Origin of the sequence: Halobacterium rubrum (assembly GCF_021729015.1) — an archaeon.
Lineage (GTDB): Archaea > Halobacteriota > Halobacteria > Halobacteriales > Halobacteriaceae > Halobacterium > Halobacterium rubrum.
Genome location: NZ_JAJQQZ010000001.1, coordinates 1218549 through 1239382 on the forward strand (window position 1 = coordinate 1218549; position 20834 = coordinate 1239382).

25 protein-coding genes are annotated in these 20834 nt (G+C 71.2%); 13 read left to right on the forward strand and 12 right to left on the reverse strand.

Annotated features, from left to right (window positions below):
* Nucleotides 1-13: 13 nt before the first annotated feature.
* From LT971_RS06685 to LT971_RS06710, 6 genes are read right to left on the reverse strand one after another with little or no spacing between them, the layout of a single operon-like run.
* Nucleotides 14-1546, reverse strand: a complete 1533-nt coding sequence (locus LT971_RS06685) for a DUF7519 family protein (RefSeq protein ID WP_237006071.1) — start codon at nt 1544-1546, stop codon at nt 14-16.
* Nucleotides 1543-2946 (reverse strand): DUF58 domain-containing protein, encoded by a 1404-nt coding sequence (locus LT971_RS06690; RefSeq protein WP_237006072.1) that lies wholly within the window; start codon nt 2944-2946, stop codon nt 1543-1545. Before LT971_RS06690 ends, LT971_RS06685 begins: the two co-directional genes overlap by 4 nt.
* Nucleotides 2943-3545, reverse strand: coding sequence for a DUF7269 family protein (locus tag LT971_RS06695; RefSeq protein WP_237006073.1), 603 nt, complete (start codon nt 3543-3545; stop codon nt 2943-2945). The genes LT971_RS06690 and LT971_RS06695 overlap by 4 nt, the downstream gene beginning before the upstream one ends.
* A complete protein-coding gene (locus LT971_RS06700) occupies nt 3542-6133 on the reverse strand; it encodes a transglutaminase TgpA family protein (protein ID WP_237006074.1) in 2592 nt (863 codons plus the stop codon). Before LT971_RS06700 ends, LT971_RS06695 begins: the two co-directional genes overlap by 4 nt.
* A gap of 58 nt (nt 6134-6191) precedes the next feature.
* Nucleotides 6192-6401 (reverse strand): hypothetical protein, encoded by a 210-nt coding sequence (locus LT971_RS06705; protein WP_237006075.1) that lies wholly within the window; start codon nt 6399-6401, stop codon nt 6192-6194.
* Between the two features lie 4 nt (nt 6402-6405).
* Entirely contained in the window at nt 6406-6996 is a 591-nt protein-coding gene (locus LT971_RS06710) for an AsnC family transcriptional regulator (protein ID WP_237006076.1), read from the reverse strand.
* 140 nt (nt 6997-7136) lie between these two features.
* On the opposite strand from LT971_RS06710, the gene msrA reads away from it, so the two are divergent.
* The 5 genes from msrA (at nt 7137) to LT971_RS06735 (ending at nt 9491) form a co-directional block, all read left to right on the forward strand.
* Nucleotides 7137-7673 carry a peptide-methionine (S)-S-oxide reductase MsrA gene (gene msrA / locus LT971_RS06715; protein WP_237006077.1) on the forward strand — a complete coding sequence of 179 codons (537 nt, stop codon included), beginning with the start codon at nt 7137-7139 and terminating at the stop codon, nt 7671-7673.
* Nucleotides 7674-7718: 45 nt separating this feature from the next.
* Complete coding sequence (locus LT971_RS06720) at nt 7719-8342, forward strand: flagellin (RefSeq protein WP_237006078.1); 624 nt, start codon at nt 7719-7721, stop codon at nt 8340-8342.
* 100 nt (nt 8343-8442) lie between these two features.
* On the forward strand, nt 8443-8934 hold the full coding sequence (locus LT971_RS06725) for a pyridoxamine 5'-phosphate oxidase family protein (RefSeq protein WP_237006079.1): 492 nt from the start codon (nt 8443-8445) through the stop codon (nt 8932-8934).
* A gap of 24 nt (nt 8935-8958) precedes the next feature.
* Nucleotides 8959-9186, forward strand: coding sequence for a DUF2249 domain-containing protein (locus LT971_RS06730; RefSeq protein WP_237006080.1), 228 nt, complete (start codon nt 8959-8961; stop codon nt 9184-9186).
* Nucleotides 9183-9491: a cupin domain-containing protein gene (locus tag LT971_RS06735; RefSeq protein WP_237006081.1), complete on the forward strand. Its 309-nt coding sequence runs from the start codon at nt 9183-9185 to the stop codon at nt 9489-9491. The genes LT971_RS06730 and LT971_RS06735 overlap by 4 nt, the downstream gene beginning before the upstream one ends.
* A 14-nt stretch (nt 9492-9505) precedes the next feature.
* Here LT971_RS06735 and LT971_RS06740 read toward each other — a convergent pair whose 3' ends face one another.
* The gene (locus LT971_RS06740) at nt 9506-9778 is read right to left on the reverse strand and encodes a DUF2249 domain-containing protein (RefSeq protein WP_237006082.1); all 273 of its coding nucleotides are present in this window, start codon (nt 9776-9778) and stop codon (nt 9506-9508) included.
* Between the two features lie 97 nt (nt 9779-9875).
* Between LT971_RS06740 and LT971_RS06745 the strand changes: the two genes are divergently transcribed.
* A complete protein-coding gene (locus tag LT971_RS06745) occupies nt 9876-10532 on the forward strand; it encodes a helix-turn-helix domain-containing protein (protein ID WP_237006083.1) in 657 nt (218 codons plus the stop codon).
* 52 nt (nt 10533-10584) lie between these two features.
* Entirely contained in the window at nt 10585-11907 is a 1323-nt protein-coding gene (locus LT971_RS06750) for a hypothetical protein (RefSeq protein ID WP_237006084.1), read from the forward strand.
* 33 nt (nt 11908-11940) lie between these two features.
* On the opposite strand, the gene LT971_RS06755 is transcribed toward LT971_RS06750, so the two are convergent.
* Nucleotides 11941-12249, reverse strand: coding sequence for a CGCGG family putative rSAM-modified RiPP protein (locus tag LT971_RS06755; RefSeq protein WP_237006085.1), 309 nt, complete (start codon nt 12247-12249; stop codon nt 11941-11943).
* Nucleotides 12250-12447: 198 nt separating this feature from the next.
* On the opposite strand from LT971_RS06755, the gene nirK reads away from it, so the two are divergent.
* From nirK to LT971_RS06770, 3 genes are all read left to right on the forward strand, one after another.
* Nucleotides 12448-13536, forward strand: coding sequence for a copper-containing nitrite reductase (gene nirK, locus LT971_RS06760; RefSeq protein WP_237006086.1), 1089 nt, complete (start codon nt 12448-12450; stop codon nt 13534-13536).
* A gap of 150 nt (nt 13537-13686) precedes the next feature.
* The gene (locus tag LT971_RS06765) at nt 13687-14256 is read left to right on the forward strand and encodes a DUF7998 family protein (protein WP_237006087.1); all 570 of its coding nucleotides are present in this window, start codon (nt 13687-13689) and stop codon (nt 14254-14256) included.
* 52 nt (nt 14257-14308) lie between these two features.
* On the forward strand, nt 14309-14533 hold the full coding sequence (locus LT971_RS06770; RefSeq protein ID WP_237006088.1) for a DUF2249 domain-containing protein: 225 nt from the start codon (nt 14309-14311) through the stop codon (nt 14531-14533).
* 138 nt (nt 14534-14671) lie between these two features.
* Here LT971_RS06770 and LT971_RS06775 read toward each other — a convergent pair whose 3' ends face one another.
* Entirely contained in the window at nt 14672-15892 is a 1221-nt protein-coding gene (locus tag LT971_RS06775; protein WP_237006089.1) for a TIGR04347 family pseudo-SAM/SPASM protein, read from the reverse strand.
* Nucleotides 15889-16140, reverse strand: a complete 252-nt coding sequence (locus LT971_RS06780; RefSeq protein WP_237006090.1) for an Htur_1727 family rSAM-partnered candidate RiPP — start codon at nt 16138-16140, stop codon at nt 15889-15891. The genes LT971_RS06775 and LT971_RS06780 overlap by 4 nt, the downstream gene beginning before the upstream one ends.
* A gap of 150 nt (nt 16141-16290) precedes the next feature.
* On the opposite strand from LT971_RS06780, the gene LT971_RS06785 reads away from it, so the two are divergent.
* The 3 genes from LT971_RS06785 (at nt 16291) to LT971_RS06795 (ending at nt 19474) form a co-directional block, all read left to right on the forward strand.
* Nucleotides 16291-17373 (forward strand): radical SAM protein, encoded by a 1083-nt coding sequence (locus LT971_RS06785; RefSeq protein ID WP_237006091.1) that lies wholly within the window; start codon nt 16291-16293, stop codon nt 17371-17373.
* 283 nt (nt 17374-17656) lie between these two features.
* Complete coding sequence (locus LT971_RS06790) at nt 17657-18811, forward strand: multicopper oxidase domain-containing protein (protein WP_237006092.1); 1155 nt, start codon at nt 17657-17659, stop codon at nt 18809-18811.
* A gap of 78 nt (nt 18812-18889) precedes the next feature.
* Nucleotides 18890-19474 carry a halocyanin domain-containing protein gene (locus tag LT971_RS06795; protein ID WP_237006093.1) on the forward strand — a complete coding sequence of 195 codons (585 nt, stop codon included), beginning with the start codon at nt 18890-18892 and terminating at the stop codon, nt 19472-19474.
* A 63-nt stretch (nt 19475-19537) separates the two neighbouring features.
* On the opposite strand, the gene LT971_RS06800 is transcribed toward LT971_RS06795, so the two are convergent.
* Nucleotides 19538-20047, reverse strand: a complete 510-nt coding sequence (locus LT971_RS06800; RefSeq protein WP_237006094.1) for a hypothetical protein — start codon at nt 20045-20047, stop codon at nt 19538-19540.
* 136 nt (nt 20048-20183) lie between these two features.
* Nucleotides 20184-20786 (reverse strand): superoxide dismutase [Mn], encoded by a 603-nt coding sequence (sod, locus tag LT971_RS06805; RefSeq protein WP_237006095.1) that lies wholly within the window; start codon nt 20784-20786, stop codon nt 20184-20186.
* Nucleotides 20787-20834: the final 48 nt, after the last annotated feature.

Consider the following 20834-nt stretch of genomic DNA (forward strand, 5'->3'; position numbering starts at 1 on the left):
CCAGACCTGTTCCTCACGCGCTGGACTGCCGGGTGGACAGCGCGGCGACCAGCGCCAGTAGCGCGACGGCGGCCGCCGCGAACGCGACGAACGCCCCTGTCTGGTCGGGCGGGCCCATCCCGGTCGTGGCGCCGTGCAGCCAGCGGGCGCCGTAGTACGAGAGCACGCCGACGCCCACGCTGGCGGCGACGTGCACCAGCTCCACGCGCGCCGTCGGTGCGCGCCGCCCGAGCTCCGCCGCCAGCCCGACGCCGTGCTCGCCGACGTCCCAGGCGACCATGCCCGCGGCGACGAGCGCGAAGACGAACCCGGGGCTGGCGCCCTGCACGCCGGCTGCGGCGGCCGCGAGGACGAGACCGGCTGCGGCGACGGCTGCCGGCGCGGCGCGCTGCGGTATCACGCGGAGGCCGCCGAGCGCAGCGAAGGCTACGAGGAGCGCGGCCAGCCCCAGCAGCGGCACGACGAGCCCGAAAAGGGCGAGCGCCGGCGCGCCGACGAGGTCGACGACGTTGGTGACGACGGTCGGCCCCGGCTCGGGGGCGTTCGTTCGTGCGGCCGCGACCAGCCGGTCGGCGAACACGACGCCGACGCCGGCCGCGAGCAGACCGCCGCCCACGGTCGGGGCCACCCGCTGGAGGCTCTCTCGGTAGTCGCCCGTCGCCAGCCGGCCGACGCGCAGAACGGCGTAGAGCGCCAGCGAGACGACGACGGTGGTGAGCATCGCCCACCGAAGCAGGCCGCTTGACGCCAGCGACCCCGTCACCGAGACGAGCGCGTCGGGGAACGGACGGGTGACCTGGTCGGCGGTCCCGCCGAGCGCGAGGACGGCGACCACGGGCCACGCGAGCGCGGCGAGCCGCCACACGGAGAGACAGACGACGACGGCGGTCCGGGTGGCGCGGGCGACGGCGTCCCGGTGGTCCCGGGGCGCGAGTGCAACGACCGGTGCGGCGTCGATACCGGCCGCCAGCGCGCGAGCGGTCACGGCGAGCACGACGAGGAACGCCACCACGTCGACGTCGCCGCCGGTCGGCGTCACGGCGACCGTGGCGAGCGTGTCCAGGAGCCCGCCGACGTCTCCGAGCAGACCCGCCTGCCGGCCGAACCGGGAGACCCCAGCGCCGAGAGCGGCGAGCACGGGGAGGACAGTGGTCGCGGAGACGACCGAGAGCGCGCGGCCGACCGCACCGCCGCCGACGCCGCCGGTGAACGCGGCCGTCGCGCCGAATCCGGCCGCGGCGAGGCCGAGCACGACGACCGGGTCGAGGAGACCGGCGAGCAGCGGCGGGTCGGCCAGCGACAGCCCGGTCGCCGCGAGCACGGCGGCGCCGCCGGCGGGCGCCAGCAGCGACGCGGCGAGCACCGCCACCGGCTCGTCGCGGCCCGCCAGCCCCGTGGCCACTGCCAGCAGGGCGCCGCCGCCTGCCGAGACCAGCGCGAGCGCGCCGTAGGTCGCGCCGGCGTCGTTGGCGGCGAACGCGACCACCGCCAGCACGACGAGTCCGGCGACGAGCGTCGGGCGGCGGACCGGCTCGTCGTCGGTCACTGTCGCCCACCTCCGCCCTTCACCGCGGTGGTGGCACGCGAGACGGCGCTCGCCAGCGACTCGTCGGGCGACCAGTCGACGACCGTGGCGCCGGTCGACCGGAGCCGGTCGAGCGCCAGCGCGCGGTCGGCCGCAGCCAGCGTCCGTCCGGGCGTGTCCGTCGCCGTCACGTCGGGGGAGACCGCCGTGACCTCGTGGTCGTCGGCGGCGAGCCGTCGCGCCAGCGACGCCGGGAAGTCGTCGAGCGCCGGCGAACAGACCACCACCTGTGTCCCCGCGTCGACCCGGCCGGCGAACTGGCGGACGAGGTCGTCGTCACCGTCCCTCTCGCCGTCGAGCCACGTCGTCCCGCCGCTACCGCCGTCCGCGGCCGCCGCCGGCTGCGCAGTGCGCTCCTCCGACGGCTCGTCGATGGGGGCCTCGTCTCGCTCGGGCTCCCCGGGGTCGTCTGCGTCACGGCCGTCGATGGCCTCGCGGAGGACGGCCGCCAGCCGCGCGTGGTGGTCGTCGCCCGTGCCGGGCGGCACCCACGCAGGGCCCGACGCGGCGGCAGCCGAGTGGTCGAGGTCGAAGACGGCGACGCCGACCTGGTGGCCGGCTGTTTCGAGCGGCTCGACGGCCTGTGCGGCGGCGTACGCCGAGAGCGCGGCGCCGGACGGCGCGCCGTCCCGGGCGGTCACGTCGCTCTCCGAGCGGGCGTCGACCGCGAGCACGACGGCGGCCGCCCGCCGCTCGCGGTAGTTCACGGTCGTCAGGTCGCCGGTCTTCGCGTACTGCCGCCAGTCGATGCGCGAGACGGGGTCGCCGTGCTGGTAGTCCCGGGTGGAGTGGAACTCGATGCCGGGGCCGCCCGTGTCCGTCGGCAGGCTGCCGGTGTGCTGGGTGGTCTGGCGGCGCAGCGGGATGTCCGCGACCGTCACCCGGCAGTCCAGCGAGGCTGCGCCGTCGGCGGAGACGGTTTCGGTTCGCGCGGTCGAGCTGCCCGCGCCGCGCAACCGGGCCGTCGGGTCGTCGAACGGGAACTGGCCGCGGTCCGCCACGACGGCGTACTCGAACGTCGCCGTCTCCCCGGCCGGCAGCGCGAGCCCGGTCGCGGTCGTCCCCTCGACGACTCGGAGCCCGTCTGGCACGCCGTCTGCCACGCGGAGGTCTGTCAGCGCGGCGTCGCCGGTGTTCTCGACGGTCACCGTGACCGTCACGCGGTCGCCCGGAAGCGGGGACGCGTCGGACAGCGCGCGCTCGACCCGCACCACGCCCGGGTCTCGCGGGACCGAGAGCGCGGCGAACGCGACGAACGCCAGCGGTATCGCGGCGGCGACGAACAGCACGCGCTGGCCGCTGGCGACGCCGGCTGCCGCCAGCGCGAGGGTCGCGAGCAGCCCGCCGGTCTCGCGGCTCACTGGCCCACCTCCGCGGCGACGTCGTGGACCGCGCCGACTGCACGGCGGGCGCGGCGCTCGAACGCCTCCCCCGGGTGCAGCCAGCCCCGCAGCCGTTCCCGGAGCGGGAGCCGCGGCGAGCGGTCGTCTTCGCCGAGGAACGCCGCCGCCACCCGGTCGTCCGTCCACTCGCCGGCCGCGACGGCGTCGACGGCTGTCCCCTCGTCGACGCCGGCCTCGCGGGCGACGGCGCGGACGGCAGTCAGGCGGACACGCTCACGAACGAGTTCGCGAGCGTCGCTGCTCCGCCGGCCGGTCCCATCGGCGGCGACCCGGGCGAGGGCCGCGTCGACGCGTTCGCCGGGAGCCGGTGCGCCGTCGGCTTCGGCGTCCCGCAGCAGCCGGTCGTCGGCGGCGTGGTCGTCGCCGTCGCCGCTGCGCCGCCGGTGGACGGCGTACGCGAGCAGCCCGATGCCGAGGACGCCCGTGCCGAGCGTGGCGTCGACGCGCTCGGCGGGCGCCAGCACACTCTCGGGCGCGAGCCCGAGCACGGCCACGACCGCCGCCGTCGCCGCTGCCACGCCGAGTGCGGCCAGCAGTGTCGCTCTCGTGTCGCTCACTGGCGGCTCCCCTCCTCGTCATCGTCGTCCCCGGCGCGGTCGGTGAGGGCGTCTAGCGCCTCGCTGGCTTCGGCGACCGCGCTCTCGGTGTCGCCCCCGCCGTACGCGGCCGCCCGGAACGACTCCGTGACGCGCTCGACCGGCTCCCGGGGGAGCCCAGTGTCTACCGCCGCCTGTGCGACTTCGACCGGTGTCCGGGTCTGCCAGTCGTCGACGCCGACCAGCGCGACGAACCGCGCCCACACACCCTGGAGGGCGCCACGAGACTGGTCGCCGTCCGGGCTGGCGCTCGCCTCTCGGCTCCCGGCGCGAGCGGCAGCCGCCACGCGACGGACGAAGCCGGCCACGTCGGGCAGCCGGAGTCTGGCGGGCAGCCCCGCCAGCCACGCCAGCGCCTCGCGCCAGCCGTCGGCGGCGGCCGCCCGGAACTCGGCGACGAGGTCGTCGACGGCGTCGGCGACCCCGGAGATGGCTTCGACCGCCGCGGCGACCACCTCGCGGGCAGCGTACCGGAGCGCGGCGGCGACCCGAGCGATCGTGAGCCCGCGGCGGCGCAGCGCGACCCCGACGCCAGCGACGACGCCGGCCGCGGCGAGCACGACGAGCGCGAGCGACGGCAGCACCCAGTCCACGTACCCGGTGGCGGTCTTCCCGCTGGCCGTTGCCGTCACGGACGGCGTGCGGCCGAACGGGATCGTCGCCGAGACCGTTCCCGCCTCGCCGGTGACGCCGAGCCGGTCGCCGTTCAGTTCGACGGTCGCTCCCGTGACGGTCTCGCCGCCGGCGGTGACGGTGACCGTCGCGTCGGTCCCCGGCAGCGGGGCGAGGTACGCCGGCGACACCGCCACCTGGAGGTCGTCCAGCGGGTAGGAGACGGTCGCCGAGAGGTCGTCCCGGCTGGCCGTCACGTCGACGACGCCAGCAGCGTCGTCGGGCACCGACACGGTCAGTTCGCCGCTGGCGTCCGTCCGCCCCTGTTCGACGCCGTCCAGCGCGACGGTCGCGTCCGGGAACGGCTGCCCGCCGACGAACAGCTGCGCGGTGGTTTTCTCGCCGGGCCGCGGCGGCTCGTCGAACGCGACGTCCACCGCCGCGTTCACCTCGAACTCGCGGCTCGTCGAGCCGTTCCGCGGCTCGTCGTCGTCCTCGCCGCTGCCGGTCTGCTGTGCGAGGACGCCGGCCGTCCCGAACCCGCCGGCCGTCGACCCGTCGGTGTCGCCCGGCGCGCCGCTGCCCGGCGACTCGACGGTGACGTTCACGGACTCGGCGTACGGCACAGTGAACTGGACCTCGCCGGCGTCGTCGGTTCGGCCCGCGAACTCGCCGTTCACCGAGACGGCGGCGCCCGAGACCGGCGTGCCGGCGGACAGCACCGTGGCGTTCACGCGGTCGCCGGGCACGAGCGTGCTGTCGACCCGGACCTGGTAGGTGTCGGTGCCCGCGGCGAGGTCGCTGTCGGCCTGCTGGCGGGGCGCCGACGGCGTCGGGTCGAAGCGGACCCAGCCGTAGTCCTCGAAGAACACCTCGACCCACGCGTGGGCGTCGGCGCCCCGCACGAGGTACTGGTCGTCGCCGACGCGCTCGCCGCTCGTGTAGCCCGCGACGTAGCGCGCGGGCACCCCCTGCGAGCGCAACATCACCGTCATCGTGGTCGCGTAGTTCTCGCAGTAGCCGACGTCGTGCTCGAAGAGGAACTCGTCGGCCGCGCTGTCGCCGGTCTCCGGGGCGTCGCGCAGCGAGTACGCTTTCTCGGCCTCGAGGTAGCGCTCGATTGCCTTCGCGGCGTCGTAGCGGTTGTCGGCGTCGCCGACGACGCGCTCGGCGAGCTGCTCGACGCGGTCGGTCGTGTCGACGCTCGTGTACTGGGTCGACGCGAAGGACCCGGAGACGCGGATGTCCCGGAGCGCACTGGTGTCGTCGACCGGAGCCAAGCTCTCGACGCGGTAGGTCTCACCGGCCGAGAGAGGCGGTTCCGCCGTGATTGCGCCGGTGTCTGTCGGGACGAAGTCGACGTCGCAGGTCTCGCCGTCCGTGCAGTTGTAGCCCACGCCGACGGGCCGTTCCGACATCCCCACGGGTCGCCACGGCGCCGGCAGGCTGCTCGCGGGCTGCCGGAGCGTGACCTCGTGCCAGCTCAGGTCGCGTTCGCTCTCGGGCCGCGGGGGGCCGACGGTGTTCACGGGCGCTCGTTCCCAGCCGTCGCCAGTGTACGTGACGTAGGCAGCCGTCCGCCAGTACTGGGGGCGGTCGCTGGACGCGAGAAAGTGCGGCTGCGCCGCGCCCTCGAGTTGCTCCTCGGAGACGGGGCCGCCGACGTCGGTGCTGTCGCCGGGGTCGAGCGCGCCGAACGTCTCGCCGCCGGGAAGTTCGAGCCCGCCGGCCGACTGTGGCGCCTCGCCGACGAGGTCGCGCACGAAATCGAACTGGCTGAGGGCGCGCGGGAGGTCGTCGGCGGACGCCGGCGAGTCGAGGCCGCCGAGGGGGGCCTGCCCCCCGAGGGCGGGGGCGGCGGCGGCCGAGGCGACGAGGGCGAGGGCCGCGGCGACCGCCAGCAGGGCGCGCCGGCTGTCGGGGACGTCGTCGGGCATTGCGGTGGCGTTGTGCGGCACGCCACCTATAACGTTCGGCGAGTCGCCGGTCCTGTGGTCACTCGAACTCGCGGACGCCGGCGAAGACGAGCACGGCCTGCCCGAACAACCCGACGACCAGCGCCGCCGCCCCGAGCAGTGCGGGCGCGGCGAGCAGCCTCGCCGTCCGGTACGGGAGCACGAGGCGGCTGAACCCCATCGTCACGAAGCCCGCGAGCACGAGGCCGAACGCGACCAGCGAGAGGGTGGCGAAGCGGCTCCGGTCCATCCCGTCAGGCGTCGGCGTCCAGTCGCTCGTAGCGGTCGACGAACTGGCTCCGGCAGGAACCACAGCAGAAGTGGTGGCGGTCGCCGTCGAGAGTCGCGGTCGCGCCCTCGCTGGTGACGGTGTTCCCGCACTCGTCGCAGGCCAGCGCGAGGTCGGCGCTGCCGACGCTCGGCTGCCAGGTCGACCCCGCCAGCGCCGTCACGTCGTAGTCGTCGACTGCGTCGAGGTCGACGACGTCCGCCGCCCACGCCGAGACGTCCGCGACCGGCAGCCGCGCGGAACACACCACGTCGCCGGCGGCGGTGACGAAGACGTGTTCGACGGCGTCGTCGTCGGCGACCCAGTCACGGACCTCGCCCTCGCGGCCCGGCCGGACGGCGAACTCCACGAGCACCTGTGTGCCGTCCCGGAGCTGTTCGCGGTCGAGGTCCACGGTGAACCGTCGCAGGACGCCCGAGTCCTGGAGTTTCGCGACGCGGTCGGAGACGGCCGGCGCCGACAGCCCGACGTCGTCTGCGATGTCGCTGTACGGCTGGCGCGCGTCCGCCGCCAGCAGCTCCAGAATCCGTCGGTCCGTGTCGTCGAGGTCGCTCACACGTGCGCTTGCTCGCGGGCCGGGTTAGCCGTTTCGCCCGACCGCCGGGCGACCCGTGCTGGCCGCTGCGCCCGACCGGGCTGCCGGCGGGATTCGTCGCGCCCGGTGGCCTTACCCGGCGGCCCGCCGTAGTCGTGGCCATGCCAACAGCGACTGCGACCGTCGGCGGCGGCTGCTTCTGGTGCACCGAGGCGGCGGTGGAGGAGCTCTCCGGCGTGGTCGACGTGACCTCGGGGTACGCAGGCGGCGACACCGACGACCCATCCTACCGGGAGGTCTGCTCGGGGACGACGGGACATGCCGAGGTCGTGCAGGTCGAGTACGACACCGACGAACTCGCCTACGAGGACGTCCTCGAGGTGTTCTTCACCGTCCACGACCCGACGACGGTCGACCGGGAGGGGCCGGACGTCGGCAGCCAGTACCGCTCCATCGTCCTGTACCACGACGACGACCAGCGCGAGCGCGTGGCGGCGTTCGTCGACGAACTGGAAGCGGAGGGGGCCTTCGACGACCCCGTCGTCACCGAAATCGAGCCACTGGACGTGTTCTACCGGGCGGAGGACAAACACCAGAACTACTTCGAGAAGAACCCGAACGCGGCCTACTGCACGGTGAACGTCGCGCCGAAGGTGTCGAAAGTCCGCGAGCAGTTCGCCGAGAAGGTCGAGCAGTAGGACGCACCCCCACGCTTATTCCGAGCGAGTTCGAACGAATGTAACATGCAGTCGGCGAGCCGCGGACAGGTCGGCATCGGCACGCTGATTGTCTTCATGGCGATGGTGCTGGTGGCCGCGATGGCCGCCGGTGCACTCGTCGAGGTCGGCGGATTCCTGCAGTCACAGGGGGAGGCGACCGGCGAGGAAGCCACCGGACAGGTGACGAACGGGGTCGTCGTCACGGGCGCGTTCGCCGAGGTGACGCCGGAGGCCGACGACGCGCTGGTCAACGGCACCGTCGCCGAAGTCCAGCTGGTGGTCGGGCGGTCGGCGGGCGCCGGGAACGTGAACCTCTCCCGGGCGACCATCGGCTGGGTCGGCCCCCGGCAGGCCGCGACGCTGCACTGGACGGCTGGCACCGCCGACAGCGAGACGTTCGCGACGCGCGAGGTCACCGGTGGGTCCCCGCAGGTCCTGTCGGCGGCCGAGGACCGCATCGAGGTGGTGGTGAACGCGACGGCCGTCGAGGAGAACACCGACGACTTCTCCGGCGCCGACGACAGCCTCTACGGCCTGCACGCCGGTGGGCAGGCGAAGCTCCGCGTCACGACGCAGTACGGCGCCTCGACCACCTACCGGGTCGACGTCCCCGAGTCGGTGACCGGGTCGTCGGCGGTGCGCGTGTAGCCGTGCCGCGACCGGGTGACCAGTTCACACGTGGCGTCCCAGCCCGCTGGAACCTCGTCCACCGTTGAAGGACGAGTGGCCGAACGTATTCGCACGAGCAATGCATCCGGACGCGCCCGACGGGCGGGTTCCGCCCGACGACGGTGTCGAGATGAGTGGCGAGGAGGTGTCTTCGTTCCTCGCGGCCAGTGGGGACGGCGTGCTGTCGCTGGCCGGTGACCCGCCACTGTCGGTCCCGATGTCGTTCGCGGTGGCGTCGGGCGGCCGGCCGCTGTTCCAGAGTCTCGGGGGGCCCGACAGCGAGAAGGGCGACCGGCTCCGGGACGGACTTGGTGCGTCGCTGGTCTGTTTCGAGCGGACGACGCCCGACGACTGGGCGAGTGTCGTCGTGACGGGCGACCTGGTCGCCGTCGACCGGACACACGAGCGGCAGGCGGCGTTCGCCGAGCAGGCGGCGCCGGTCGGGATGACCGTCTTCGGCGCGGAGGCGGCGGACCTCGACGTCCAGTGGTACGAGCTCGAGCCGTCGTCGGCGACCGGCCGTTCGGGCCCGGGGTGGGAGCCGCCGAACACGTTCGGGGAAACGCGGTAGCGCGGGAGCCGGGTACGGACACCTATGCCACGACTGGACGTCAGGGACGTGCCGCCGGCGGAACGGCACTCGCGGATCAGGACGCGGTTCGCGGACATGGACAGCGGCGACACTCTCGAACTCGTCAACGACCACGAGCCGAAGCCGCTGTTCTACGAGTTCCAGGCCGAAGTGGAGGCGTTCGACGCCGACGGCTACGAGGTCGAACAGCAGGCGTCCGACGAGTACGTCGCGCGGTTCCCGAAACAGTGACACCCAGCGTCGTCTCGCTGTCCGACCTCGAGGGCGAGCCACACGCCGCCGTCTTCCCCGGCGAGGAACCCAAGACCGTGCGGCTCACGCTCGACGCGGGCGAGTCGGTGCCCGAACACCAGCACCCCGGCCGAACCGTCGTCTGTCACGTGCTCTCGGGGGAAGTCGAGATGGCACTGGGCGACGACGGGGTTACGCTCGAGTCGGGCGACGTCGCGCGATTCGACGGCGGCCAGGACGTCTCGCCGACAGCCGTCGAGCCGAGCGTCGCGCTGCTCGTGCTCGCCGAACGGACCGAGGAGTAGCCGCTCGCGTTCGCTTATCGCTGCCAGATTCCCGTGACGACGGCGTCGCCCACCTCCACTGACGCGTACTCGTAGCCGCGGTCGTCGAGTTTCGGGTAGAGGTGCTGTGGCGCGCGGTCGTTGACCTGCACGAGCAACACGTCGCCCGGGAGCTCGGGCAGCGTCTCGAGCGTCTCGACCATCGGGTCCGGCGGCCCCATCTCCCGGACGTCGACGAGCTCGGTGTCGCTGTCGGTCGGTGCTGCCGTCTCTTCCAGTTCTGCCGTCCAGTCCTCGAGTTCGGGCATGTCTACTCGTAGGTGGTTCCGACCTGTCACCCTCTCCCCGAACAAGTTCGGGAAACAGTCTTCGGGGTGGAGGCGGTAGGGTCGAATATATTCGCCCATGGCACGCGCAGAACTCACCATCGACCTGCCAGACTCGGTGTGGATTTCCGAGATTTCGACGACCTACCCGGACACGCTGTTCCGCGTGCTCGCCGCGTTCCCCGACGAGGAACACGGCGTCGCGCTCCTCGACGTCAGCGGCCCGGACGTCGTCGAAGCTCTGCAGGCCATGCACGAGTCCGACGCAGTCACACAGCTCGACCCGCTCGAACAGGACGATGACTCCGTCCTCGTCCAGTTCGAGACCGACGAACCGCTGTTGCTGTTCTCGCTGCGGGAGGCCGGCCTCCCGCTCGAACCACCGCTGGAGATCTCGGACGGCAAGGGAACGCTGGAGGTCGTCGCGCCGCACGCGAAGCTCTCACAGCTCCGCGAGCAGCTGGACGCCTTCGGGATGGACTTCGAAGTCGGCTACCTCTACGAGTCCGGGGACTCCGAGCGCCTGCTCACGCCCCGCCAGCAGGAGGTCCTCGTCGCGGCCATCGAGGCGGGCTACTACGACACCCCTCGGGAGTCGACGCTGACCGACCTCGCCGACGACCTCGACACCGCGAAGTCTACGCTCAGCGAGACGCTGCACCGCGCCGAGGAGACGGCGATCAAGCAGTTCGCGACGAACCTCCCGGCGTTCGACCAGGAGGAACTCACGGCGTGACGCGAACACGTTCGGGAGAACGGGCAGCCACGTCGACACCCAACCACCACTCATGAGCGCAATCCCCGGCGGCCTCGCGACGGACCAGCAGCCCCCGATGACGCTGCCGCTCAGGCACTTCCTCGTCGCGCTCGCCTTCCTGCTCGCTGGCGGCGCGCTCGGGCTCGCCGACGCGCTCGGCGCGACGGGGGGACTGGCGGGGCTCGCCCACGTCCACCTGCTGCTCGTCGGCTGGGTCTGTGTCACCATCATGGGCGCGATGACCCAGTTCGTGCCCGTGTGGTCGAACGTCGACCTCTACTCGCGGCGGCTCGCCAGCGCCGCGCTCGTGCTCGTCGCCGTCGGCGTCGCCGGCCTCGGCTGGGCGTTCTGGACCGCCAGTGGCCACTGGATCCACGGCTTCGGCGGGTTCGTCGTGCTCGGCGTCTACGGCTTCGTCTACAACCTCGGTCGCACGCTCGCACGCGTGGACGACCTCGACCACACGGAGGCCCACTTCGCGTTCGCGCTGGCGGCGTTCGCGGTCGTCGTGACCCTCGGGTTCGTGCTCGCGATGAACCTCTCGATGGGCGTGCTCCCCGTCGCTGGCGTCACGCACGCCCACCTGGTCGGCGCGCACGCGACGCTGGCCGTCTTCGGCGTCGTGCTCGGCACCATCCTCGGCGCGCTCTACCAGCTCGCCACGATGTTCACGCAGACCGAACTCCACGGCGTCGACCACGCCCTCCGGCGCGTCGAGTACGGCTACCCCGTCGGCGTCGTCGTGCTCGCTTTCGGGCGGCTCGTCGGCTCCCGGCCGGTCGCCGTCGTCGGCGCCGTCCTCCTCACTGCGGGGACGCTGGCGTTCGCCGGCATCCTCGCCCGCAAGCTCTACGAGACGAAAGTCGAACGCACGCCGATGCTCACGCGGTACGCCGTCGCCGCCGTCGCGCTCGCGGTCTGGAGCCCGCTCGCGCTCGCCGCGTGGGTCGAACAGCCGCTGGCCCGCGAGACGCTGTTCGGTGTCGGCGCCGCCACGCACCTCCTGTTCGTGGGCGTCGTCGGCTTCGTCGTGCTGGGCTCCGTCTACCACGTCGTCCCGTTCATCGTCTGGGACCACCGCTACAGCGACCGCCTCGGCTTCGAGCCCGTGCCGATGATCGACGACCTCTACAGCGACCGGCTGGCGGCCGTCGACGGCACGCTGGTCACGGCCGGGACGCTGGCGTTCGTCGCCTCGCAGGCGGAACTGCTGCCCGACGTGGCTGCCCCGGTCGGTGGCGGACTGCTCGTGGTCGGGCTGCTGGCGTTCGCCGCGAACGTCGCGTACGTCGTCTGGAAGCACGGCGACGTGTTGCCGTCGCGGCTCCGGCCGGCGGCCGAGCGCGCGGACTGACCCGAGAAGAGACCGGTTGAGTCGTGGCCCGAGCTATGCTGTGACCTGCACGCGCGTGACGTGGCCGCCACAGCCACACTGCTCGACGTACTCCCAGTCGACGCTGTCGCCGAACTCGGCGTCGAGCGCGTCGAAGAGGTAGCCGTCGGGGTGGCCGTGGTCGCCGTGCGTGACGAGGTTCACGTGGTGGCCGGCGGCCGTCTTCTCGACGGCGTCGACGGCGTGCGCGAGCACGAGACTGCGGTCGTCGCCGTGCTCGGGCTGCTCGAGGTTCGCCGACCAGGAGTTCTCGTGGACGTGGTCGGTGACGGGCTCGACGTCGTCGTGGGAGACTGAAGTCATGTCTGGCTAGAGGCCGCTGCGACGGGTAGGGAGAACTCCGAACATATTCGCGCACCCTCCACCGAACCCTCGTTTAAGTAAGGTAGCCGAATACGTTCGTACACGACCTCAGACGCCGAGAACGGTCCTCGAATTGCTGGAACAACGTACCCGGTTCAAGTGTGTAGGCCCGATACACCCAGATGGAGAGGACCCACAATGTTCGATACTACCCGACGAAAGATGCTGCAGGCGCTCGGAGTCGGCGGCGCGACGGCGACCATCGCCGGCTGTGCGGAAGCACCGACCGACGACACGGTCGAGACCGAAGCCCAGACGATGACCGAACAGATGCAGAACTCTACACCGAACGAGGTCGACGTCGACACTGTCGCCGCCGACCCGACGGACGTCCCGGACCCCATCGACCGGGACGAGCCGAAGACCCACGACATCACGCTGGAGACCAAGGAGGTCACCGCCGAGATCGAACCCGGCGTCACGTTCGACTACATGACCTTCGACGGCCAGGTCCCGGGGCCGATGATTCGGGTCCGTGAGGGCGACACGCTCAACCTCACGCTCGAGAACCCCGAGGGCAACCAGATGCCGCACAACGTGGACTTCCACGCCGTCTACGGCACTGGCGGGGCAGCCGAGGCGACCACAGTCAACCCCGGCGAGAGCGCCAGCGTCTCCGCCCGCCTCGAGTATCCCGGCGCGTTCATCTACCACTGCGCCGTCCCGAACCTCGACATGCACATCTCCGCGGGCATGTACGGGATGATTCTCGTCGAGCCGAAAGACGGGCTCCCCGAGGTCGACCACGAGTTCTACTTCGGCCAGAACGAGATCTACACCGACAAGTCGACCGGAAAGGAGGGCCACCACGCGTTCAACATGGACGCGATGGCCGACGAGAACCCGACGTACGTCACCCTGAACGGCGAGAAGTACGCGTACGCCGCCGCCAACAAGGGCCCGCTCGAGGTCCAGAAGGGCGACAGCGTCCGCGTCTACATGGTGACCGGCGGACCGAACGTCACCTCGAACTTCCACCCCATCGGGAACGTCTGGACGGAGGCGTGGCCGAACGGCGCCATCGCGTCCGAGCCGGACAAGAACGCCCAGACGATGAAGGTCGCGCCCGGCAGCTGTTTCGTCGGGACGATGGAGACGCCGGTCCCCGAGCGCATCAAGCTCGTGGACCACGCGCTCAGCCGGGTCGCCCGGAAGGGACTGCTCGCCGAGGTCGACGTGCTCGGCGAGGAGGAGCCCGAAATCTTCGACCCCGACCCGAACGAGTGACGGCCGTCGCGCCAGCGACGACCGTTCCCGCCACTCTCGCCGTCGCGTCTGCCACTCCCGCCACCGCCGCGACCTGTTGACCCCGCCGCCGCAGTCATCGCGAACATCTTCGGGGCCACGTCCTCCCGGCTGGCTGTCCAACTGTCATCCATGTTCGGAGCCAGTTCGGAGGACGCACTCGCACCCGCCGGCGAGTTCGACCCGAGCGTCGAACCCACGCCCGGCGACTTCCTCGACGACCACGACGTACTGGACGGTGACGACCACGTCGCGTTCCACGAGACCACCCGCGAGCTCTTCGAGGAGCGCGGCGTCTACGACATGACGTTCGGCTACAACCTCGCGGACCTGAACCGCGACACCCGCCACACGGAGGCTGGCTACCGGTACGCCGAAGACGCCGACGACCCGGACGTGTTGCTCGCTGAGTTCACGCCGACGACGCCGTTCTGCCCACAGAGCGAGACGCTGACCGTCGGGTCGTTCCGGGCGTGGAACGCGCTCGCCGACCGCCACGGCTACGACCTCGTCCGGGTCCGTGTGGCGCCGATGCACCAGCGCAGCGGCGACATCAACGACGCGCTCGCCGACCTCGAAGCTGAGTTCCGGGAGACCGGCGAGCTCCCTGAACCCGACCAGGGTGGCCACGGCGGGTCGACGCCGCCGACCACCACCCGCGACGGCGCCGACAGTTCGCAGTCGACGGACGCTCCGTTCTGACCCGAACCACTTCGGGAGAACCGACTCTACCGCCGCACCCATACCAATGCACATGCACGACGACGACCCGGACGCGCGCCTCGACGTCCGCGATGTCGACGGCGAACCCTTCAGCGACATCGTCGCCGCCATCGAGGACCTCGGGGACAGAGAGACCCTGCTGTTGGTGAACAGCTTCGAGCCCGAGCCCCTCTACAGCGTGCTCACCGACCGGGGGTTCGACTACGAGACAGAGCAGGCCGGCGACGAGTGGCGCGTCTACATCACGCCGAACTGACCGTCCGCGAGGAGAGCTGCGTTCTCCGCGCCAGCTCCCGCTTTCACTTTCTCCCACTTCCACTCCCGCCCACTGCCACACGACTTCGTCGTTGGGCTGTGGCGCCGTTGCGGGACCGAACCGGAGCCGCCTGCTCGGTCAGTCGGCCGAGGCGTCGCCGACCGCGTTGTCTGCGGCTGCCTCGGGCTCGCGTTCGTCCTCGTTGAGGTAGCACTTCGGGTCGGGGTCGAAGGGGCCGCCCGCGGACAGCGCGCGCAGCCGCGAGCCGCCCCGGCAGATGGACTGGTACTGGCAGGACGCACACCGCCCGGTGAGGCGGTCGTCGCGTTCCCGGAGCCCCCGCAGCAGGGGGTTGGTGTCGTCGGTCCAGATGTCGCTGAACGGCCGGTCGCGGACGTTCCCGAGGCTGTACCCCTGCCAGAACTGCGTCATGTGGACGTTGCCCTGGTAGTCGACGTCGGCGATGCGCTCCCCGGTCGGGTCGCCGCCGTTCGCCTCGAGGTAGCGGTAGATGCGGTCGGCCTGCTCGTCGCCGAGCTCCTCGCGAGCGTACTCCACGAGGAAGCCGGCGTCGGCGTAGTTGCCCACCAGCAGCGTCTCGATCTCCTCGCCCTGCTTGTGGTACTCCCGCGTGAGGTCACAGACCATTTCGACAGCCTCCCGGGTGTCGGCCGGCGACAGGTCCAGGTTCGAGATGTCCGCGCCGCGGCCGCCGTAGTCGAGGTGGTAGAAACAGAACCGGTCCAGGCCCACGTCGTGCAAGAGGTCGACGACCTCCGGCAGGTCGGGCGCGTTGGCCTCGGTGATGGTGTAGCGCAGCCCGGTCTTCAGGCCGGCGTCGAGGCTGTTCTCGATGCCGCGGACGGCCGCGTCGAACGCGCCCTCCTCGCCGCGGAACTCGTCGTTGCGCTCGGGCAGGCCGTCGACGGAGATGCCGGCGTACTTCAGGCCCGCCTCCTTCATCGATTCGGCGCGCTCCTCGGTGATGAGGGTGCCGTTGGTCGAGAGCACCGGCCGGATGCCGGCGTCGTCGGCGTACGCGATGAGCTCCTCGAGGTCGTCCCGGACCATGGGCTCACCGCCGGAGAACAGGACGACCGGTATCCCGAACTCCGCGAGGTCGTCCAGCAGTGCCTTCCCCTCATCCGTGGAGAGTTCGCCGGGCGCCGTCTCGGTGTCGGCGGCGGCGTAACAGTGCGAGCAGTAGAGGTTGCACTGCTTCGTGAGGTTCCAGACGACGACCGGGCGCTGCTGTTTGTCGTCCGTGATCTGGTTTTCGGAGGACTCGTCGGCGGCGTCGTACCGCAGGCCGTCGCTCTCCGCGTCGAGGTCACACAGCAGCTTGCTGACGGAGATCACGCAGACCGCCCCCCGTCGACGCCGGTCGCGGTGTACCGCCGGGTCTCGTCGGCCGGACACACCCAGAGCGCCTCGGCGACCCAGTCGAACAGCGACGACGCGTGCTCGTGTGCGCTGTCCGCGTCGCCCGCGGTCACGCTCCCCACGTGCTTGAGGGGGCCATCGGCGTCCTCGCGGACGAACACCTCCCACTCGCGGCCGGTGGCGCTCCGCGGCTCGTCGGTCACCCGCGTTCGTTCCGCTGTCATACCACGGCCTAGCCACGCTCCCCAAATGGGGCTCGCGTCAGTTCCCGGCGTCTGGGAACACACCCGCCGATACAAGCCTCAGCGAGCGATAACTCGACTCGGGGCGACGGTAACGCGCGTGAGTCGCTGGCTGTCGTCCCCGACTCAAGCATGACGCCAGTAGATACGAGCGAGCGACCGTTCGTGCTCATCTGGGAAGTGACGCAGGCCTGCGAACTCGCCTGCGAGCACTGCCGGGCCGACGCACAGCCCCGGCGACATCCCGAGGAGCTCACGACCGAGGAGGGGAAACGCCTGCTCGACGACGCAGCCGACTTCGGCGACGGGCAACTCGTCGTGCTGTCCGGCGGCGACCCGCTGGCGAGGCCGGACACCGTCGAGCTCGTCGAGTACGGCACCGAACAGGGCCTCCGGATGACGGTGACGCCCAGTGGAACGGAGTCGCTGTCGCGGGAGGCCGTCGAGTCGCTCGCCGACGCTGGCGTCAAACAGCTCGCTGTGAGCATCGACGGCGGTGGCCCGGCGGCGCACGATTCGTTCCGTGGGGAGTCCGGTAGCTTCGTGGAAACCGTCCGCGCCGCCAGGGCCGCCCGCGAGGCGGGCGTGCCGCTGCAGGTGAACACGACGGTCTGTGGAGGGACCGTCGACGACCTGCCGGCCGTCCGTGACCTCGTTGCCGACCTCGGGGCGGTGCTGTGGAGCGTGTTCTTCCTCGTGCCGGTCGGTCGCGGCCGCGCACTCGACGCCATCCCGCCCGAGCGCGCCGAGCGCGTGATGGAGTGGCTCGACGACGTGGCCCGCGAGGAGGACTTCGGCGTCAAGACGACCGAGGCACCGATGTATCGTCGCGTGCGCGCACAGCAGGCCCAGGAACGGGGTGGGGGTGGCTCCCAGCGCCGCGGCGGCATCACCGCCGGCGACGGCTTCGCGTTCGTCTCTCACACCGGCGAGGTGTACCCGTCCGGGTTCCTGCCGGAGTCCGCGGGGAACGTCCGCGAGCAGTCGGTCGTGGACGTCTACCGGGACAGCGACCTCTTCGAGACGCTCCGACGGAAGGACGAACTCCAGGGGAAGTGTGGCGCCTGCGAGTTCCGGCAGTCGTGTGGCGGCAGCCGCTCGCGGGCGTACGCCGAGACCGGCGACCCGATGGGCAGCGACCCGCTGTGTTCGTACGTGCCGGAGGGCTACGACGGGCCGCTGCCGGACCGCCAGCAGGCGGCTACCGACGACTGACGGGCTCGGACTGACTGCCGCTGACTGACTCACTCGGTCCGACTGTCGCCGAGTACTCGCTCCGTTCTCCCGCGCTCTGCTGCCAGTGTGTCGTCGACGTGGAGCCGTTCGTGACGGGTGAGCGTCGCCAGTTGCGAGGTGGCCGAACTTGCCCGGGTACAGTTTTAGGCTGTACTAATCGGTGCGTGTCAGGCTCGCAGGCGTTCCCAGAACGTAGGAACGGTTCCACAGCAGAGGGAATCAGCGAGCCGCGATTAAGTAGGTAGTCCATACCCCAGCCTGTATGACGAACCAGTTCGGCGCTCCCGGCCTCGGCATCTCGCGGCGCGAATTCGTTGCGGCGACCGGCGGCATCGGCACGGCCGCCCTCGCCGGCTGTACCGCTCCCGACGGTGGAGAAGACGTCACGAACACCACCGGAACCACGGCGACGAACACCGCACAGCAGTCCAGCCTCCCGACGACGAGCCCGCCGGAGGTCGTCGACGCCACCGAGCAGGGCAACAAAGTGACGCTGAAGAGCGTCCCCGCAGTCCACGAGCCTCACCCGCTGGAGACGATGGGCGGCCCCGTCGAACTCCCGCGCGTCTGGGCGTTCGCCACCGAGGACGGCGACCCCAGCGTGCCCGGCCCAATCATTCGCACCGTCGAGGGCGAAGACATCGAAGTTGTCCTCGACAACACGGACGGCAGGCGCCCTCACACGGTTCACTTCCACGGGTCCCAGACGACCTGGGAGAACGACGGCGTCCCCACGTCGACAGGCATCAAGGTGCCCGCGGGCGAGAAGCACACCTACCAGATTCCCGCGAACGTCCCGGGGACCCACCTCTATCACTGCCACTACCAGACCCAGCGCCACATCGACATGGGGATGTACGGCATCTTCCGCGTGGACCCGGAGGGGTACGAGCCCGCGGACAAGGAGTACTTCATGACCGTCAAAGACTGGGACTCCCGGCTGAACCGCATGATGGCCGGCGAAGACGCCAACTACAGTCCTCGCACACGTGACCCCGACGTCTTCACCATCAACGGGAAGGTCGCGCCGCGGACGCTCCACCCCGAACACGGGTCCCCGCTCATCGTCGAGCAAGGCGACACCGTACGCGTCCACTACGTGAACGCCGGCTACACGAGCCACCCGCTGCACATCCACAACCACCGCTTCGAGCGCGTGGCGAAAGACGGCGGCGTCATCCCCGAGGCCGCACGGCACGAGATGGACGTCACGAACGTCGCGCCGGCCGAGCGACACACCATCGAGTTCGAAGCGAACGCCGACCCCGGCATCTACCTGATGCACTGCCACAAGGTCAACCACGTCATGAACGGGAACTTCTACCCCGGCGGGATGCTCACGGGCGTCGTCTACAAGGAGGCGATGGACACGGACATCTTCGGGAAGTTGATGGAGTTCGCCGGGTACGATGCCTAGACGAGGATGACTCACAGCGATTCAGCGGTCACGAGACGGAGTCTGCTCCGGGCGTCTGCGGGCGCCGGAGCGGCTGCAGTGGGAACGAGTGCGCTCGCCGGCGGCGCCGCGGCACAGGACGGAGGCGTCGACGAGTGGCTGAGCGACGTCAGCAACTACGACGGCGTCGTCGACGAGACCGGCAGCAGCGAGGTCACCGTCGAGGTCGGCGTCGAGGCGAACGAGGGGCCCTACGGCTTCGGGCCGGCGGCCGTGCGCGTCGACCCCGGGACGACAGTGAACTTCGAGTGGGTGTCGAACACCCACAACGTCCTCGTCGAGAGTCAGCCGAGCGACGCCGACTGGAGCGGCGACGAGGCCATCAACAACGAGGGCTACTCGTACAGCCACACCTTCGAGACGGAGGGCGTCTACCTCTACTACTGCAATCCCCACCTCTCGATGGGGATGAAAGGCGCCGTCGTCGTCGGCGACGTTGACGTCGGTGGTGGTGGCGGCGGCGGCTCCGGTGGCGACGGCGGCTCGGGTAGTGACGGCGGGTCCGGTGGCGGAACCGACTGGGCCGAACTCGGCGTGCTCGGGTTCGCGTTCGTGCTCGGGCTCGGGCTGCTGTCGCCGCTCGTGCGGAAGGCCTTCGGGAGCGGCGGCCCCGAATCGAGATAGCACCACCGGCTTCGGCGGTACGTCCCTCTTGCTGTCGGCGACCGGCAAGTCCGCGCAGCGCTGTTACTGCTGGCTGGCGTTACTCTGGTCGCCCGATTCGACGGCCCCGGAGTTCTCGTCGGCGGGGTCCCCGGTCCCGGAGTCCTGGTCGGTCGGTTCGCTGGCCGGGGGTTCGCCGCTGGCCGTTTCATCGGCACCAGCACGGTCTGCACGCAGAATCTCGAGGACCGTCGTCTGCACGTCGTCGTCGCGGAGCGTCGACGGCGAGACGACGGCGACACCGCGGGCGTCCGCCGCCCGGTGTGCGCGGTCGGTGACCGTGCCGAGCGCCGTGAGCAGCGTGGCGTCGGCGTCGGTCTCCTCGGCGCCCGACACGAGGTACGACACGTGGTCGGTCGTGGCGGCGGTGTCGGGGTCGTCGACGACCATCGCCAGCAGCTTCGACGGGCCGCGGCCGTCTTCGCGGAGCGCGCGCACGACGACGGTCGATGCGTTCACGCGAGCGAGCGCCGTCAGCCAGCCCTCCGCGACCAGCTGGTACCTGACGTCGTCGACGAACGGGGACTCGGCCACGAGAATGGATTCGTGGGGGCGACCGTAGCGTTTACGGCCGAACCGGGCGGGCCAGTCGGCTGACAGGGCGCCGCCGGACTGGCGGGCTGACCTCGCGTGGCCGATGGGTGGGCCGAGACAGCGGGCGGATGCGGCGTTACTCGAAGCGTTCGACGGCCTGCGTGTAGCGTTCGCTGGGCTCGTCCCAGTCGACGACCTCGAAGAAGGCGTCGACGAAGCTGCCACGGTCCGGGCCGTAGTCGTGGTAGTAGGAGTGCTCCCAGACGTCGAGGGCGAGGACCGGCTGGCTGCCCCAGAGGGCGCCCTGGTCGTGCTTGTCGACGGCGACGTTCCGGAGTCGCTCCGCGTGCGGGTCGTAGACGAGCAGCGCCCAGCCGCCGGCTGCGGAGGCCGCGGTCTCGAACTCGGCCTTCCAGGCGTCGTAGGAGCCGAAGTCTTCGGCGATGCGGTCGGCGAGCTCGCCGGACGGCTCGTCGCCGCCCTCGGGGCTCATCGACTGCCAGAACAGCGTGTGGAGGATGTGCCCGGAGCCGTTGTGCGTGACGTCGCCGAGCGCGCCGGCCGTGGAGGCGTGGTCGCCGGACTCGCGGTTCGCTTCGAGGGTGTCCTCGGCGGCGTTCCAGCCGTTCACGTAGCCCTGGTGGTGGGTGTCGTGGTGCCACGTGAGCACCTGTTCGCTGATGTGGGGTTCGAGTGCGTCGTAGTCGTACGGCAGCGGCGGCAGTTCGTAATCGGACATGCGTTCACCCGTTGACCCGGCTTCCTTATGGTGGTTTCCGGAAGGCAG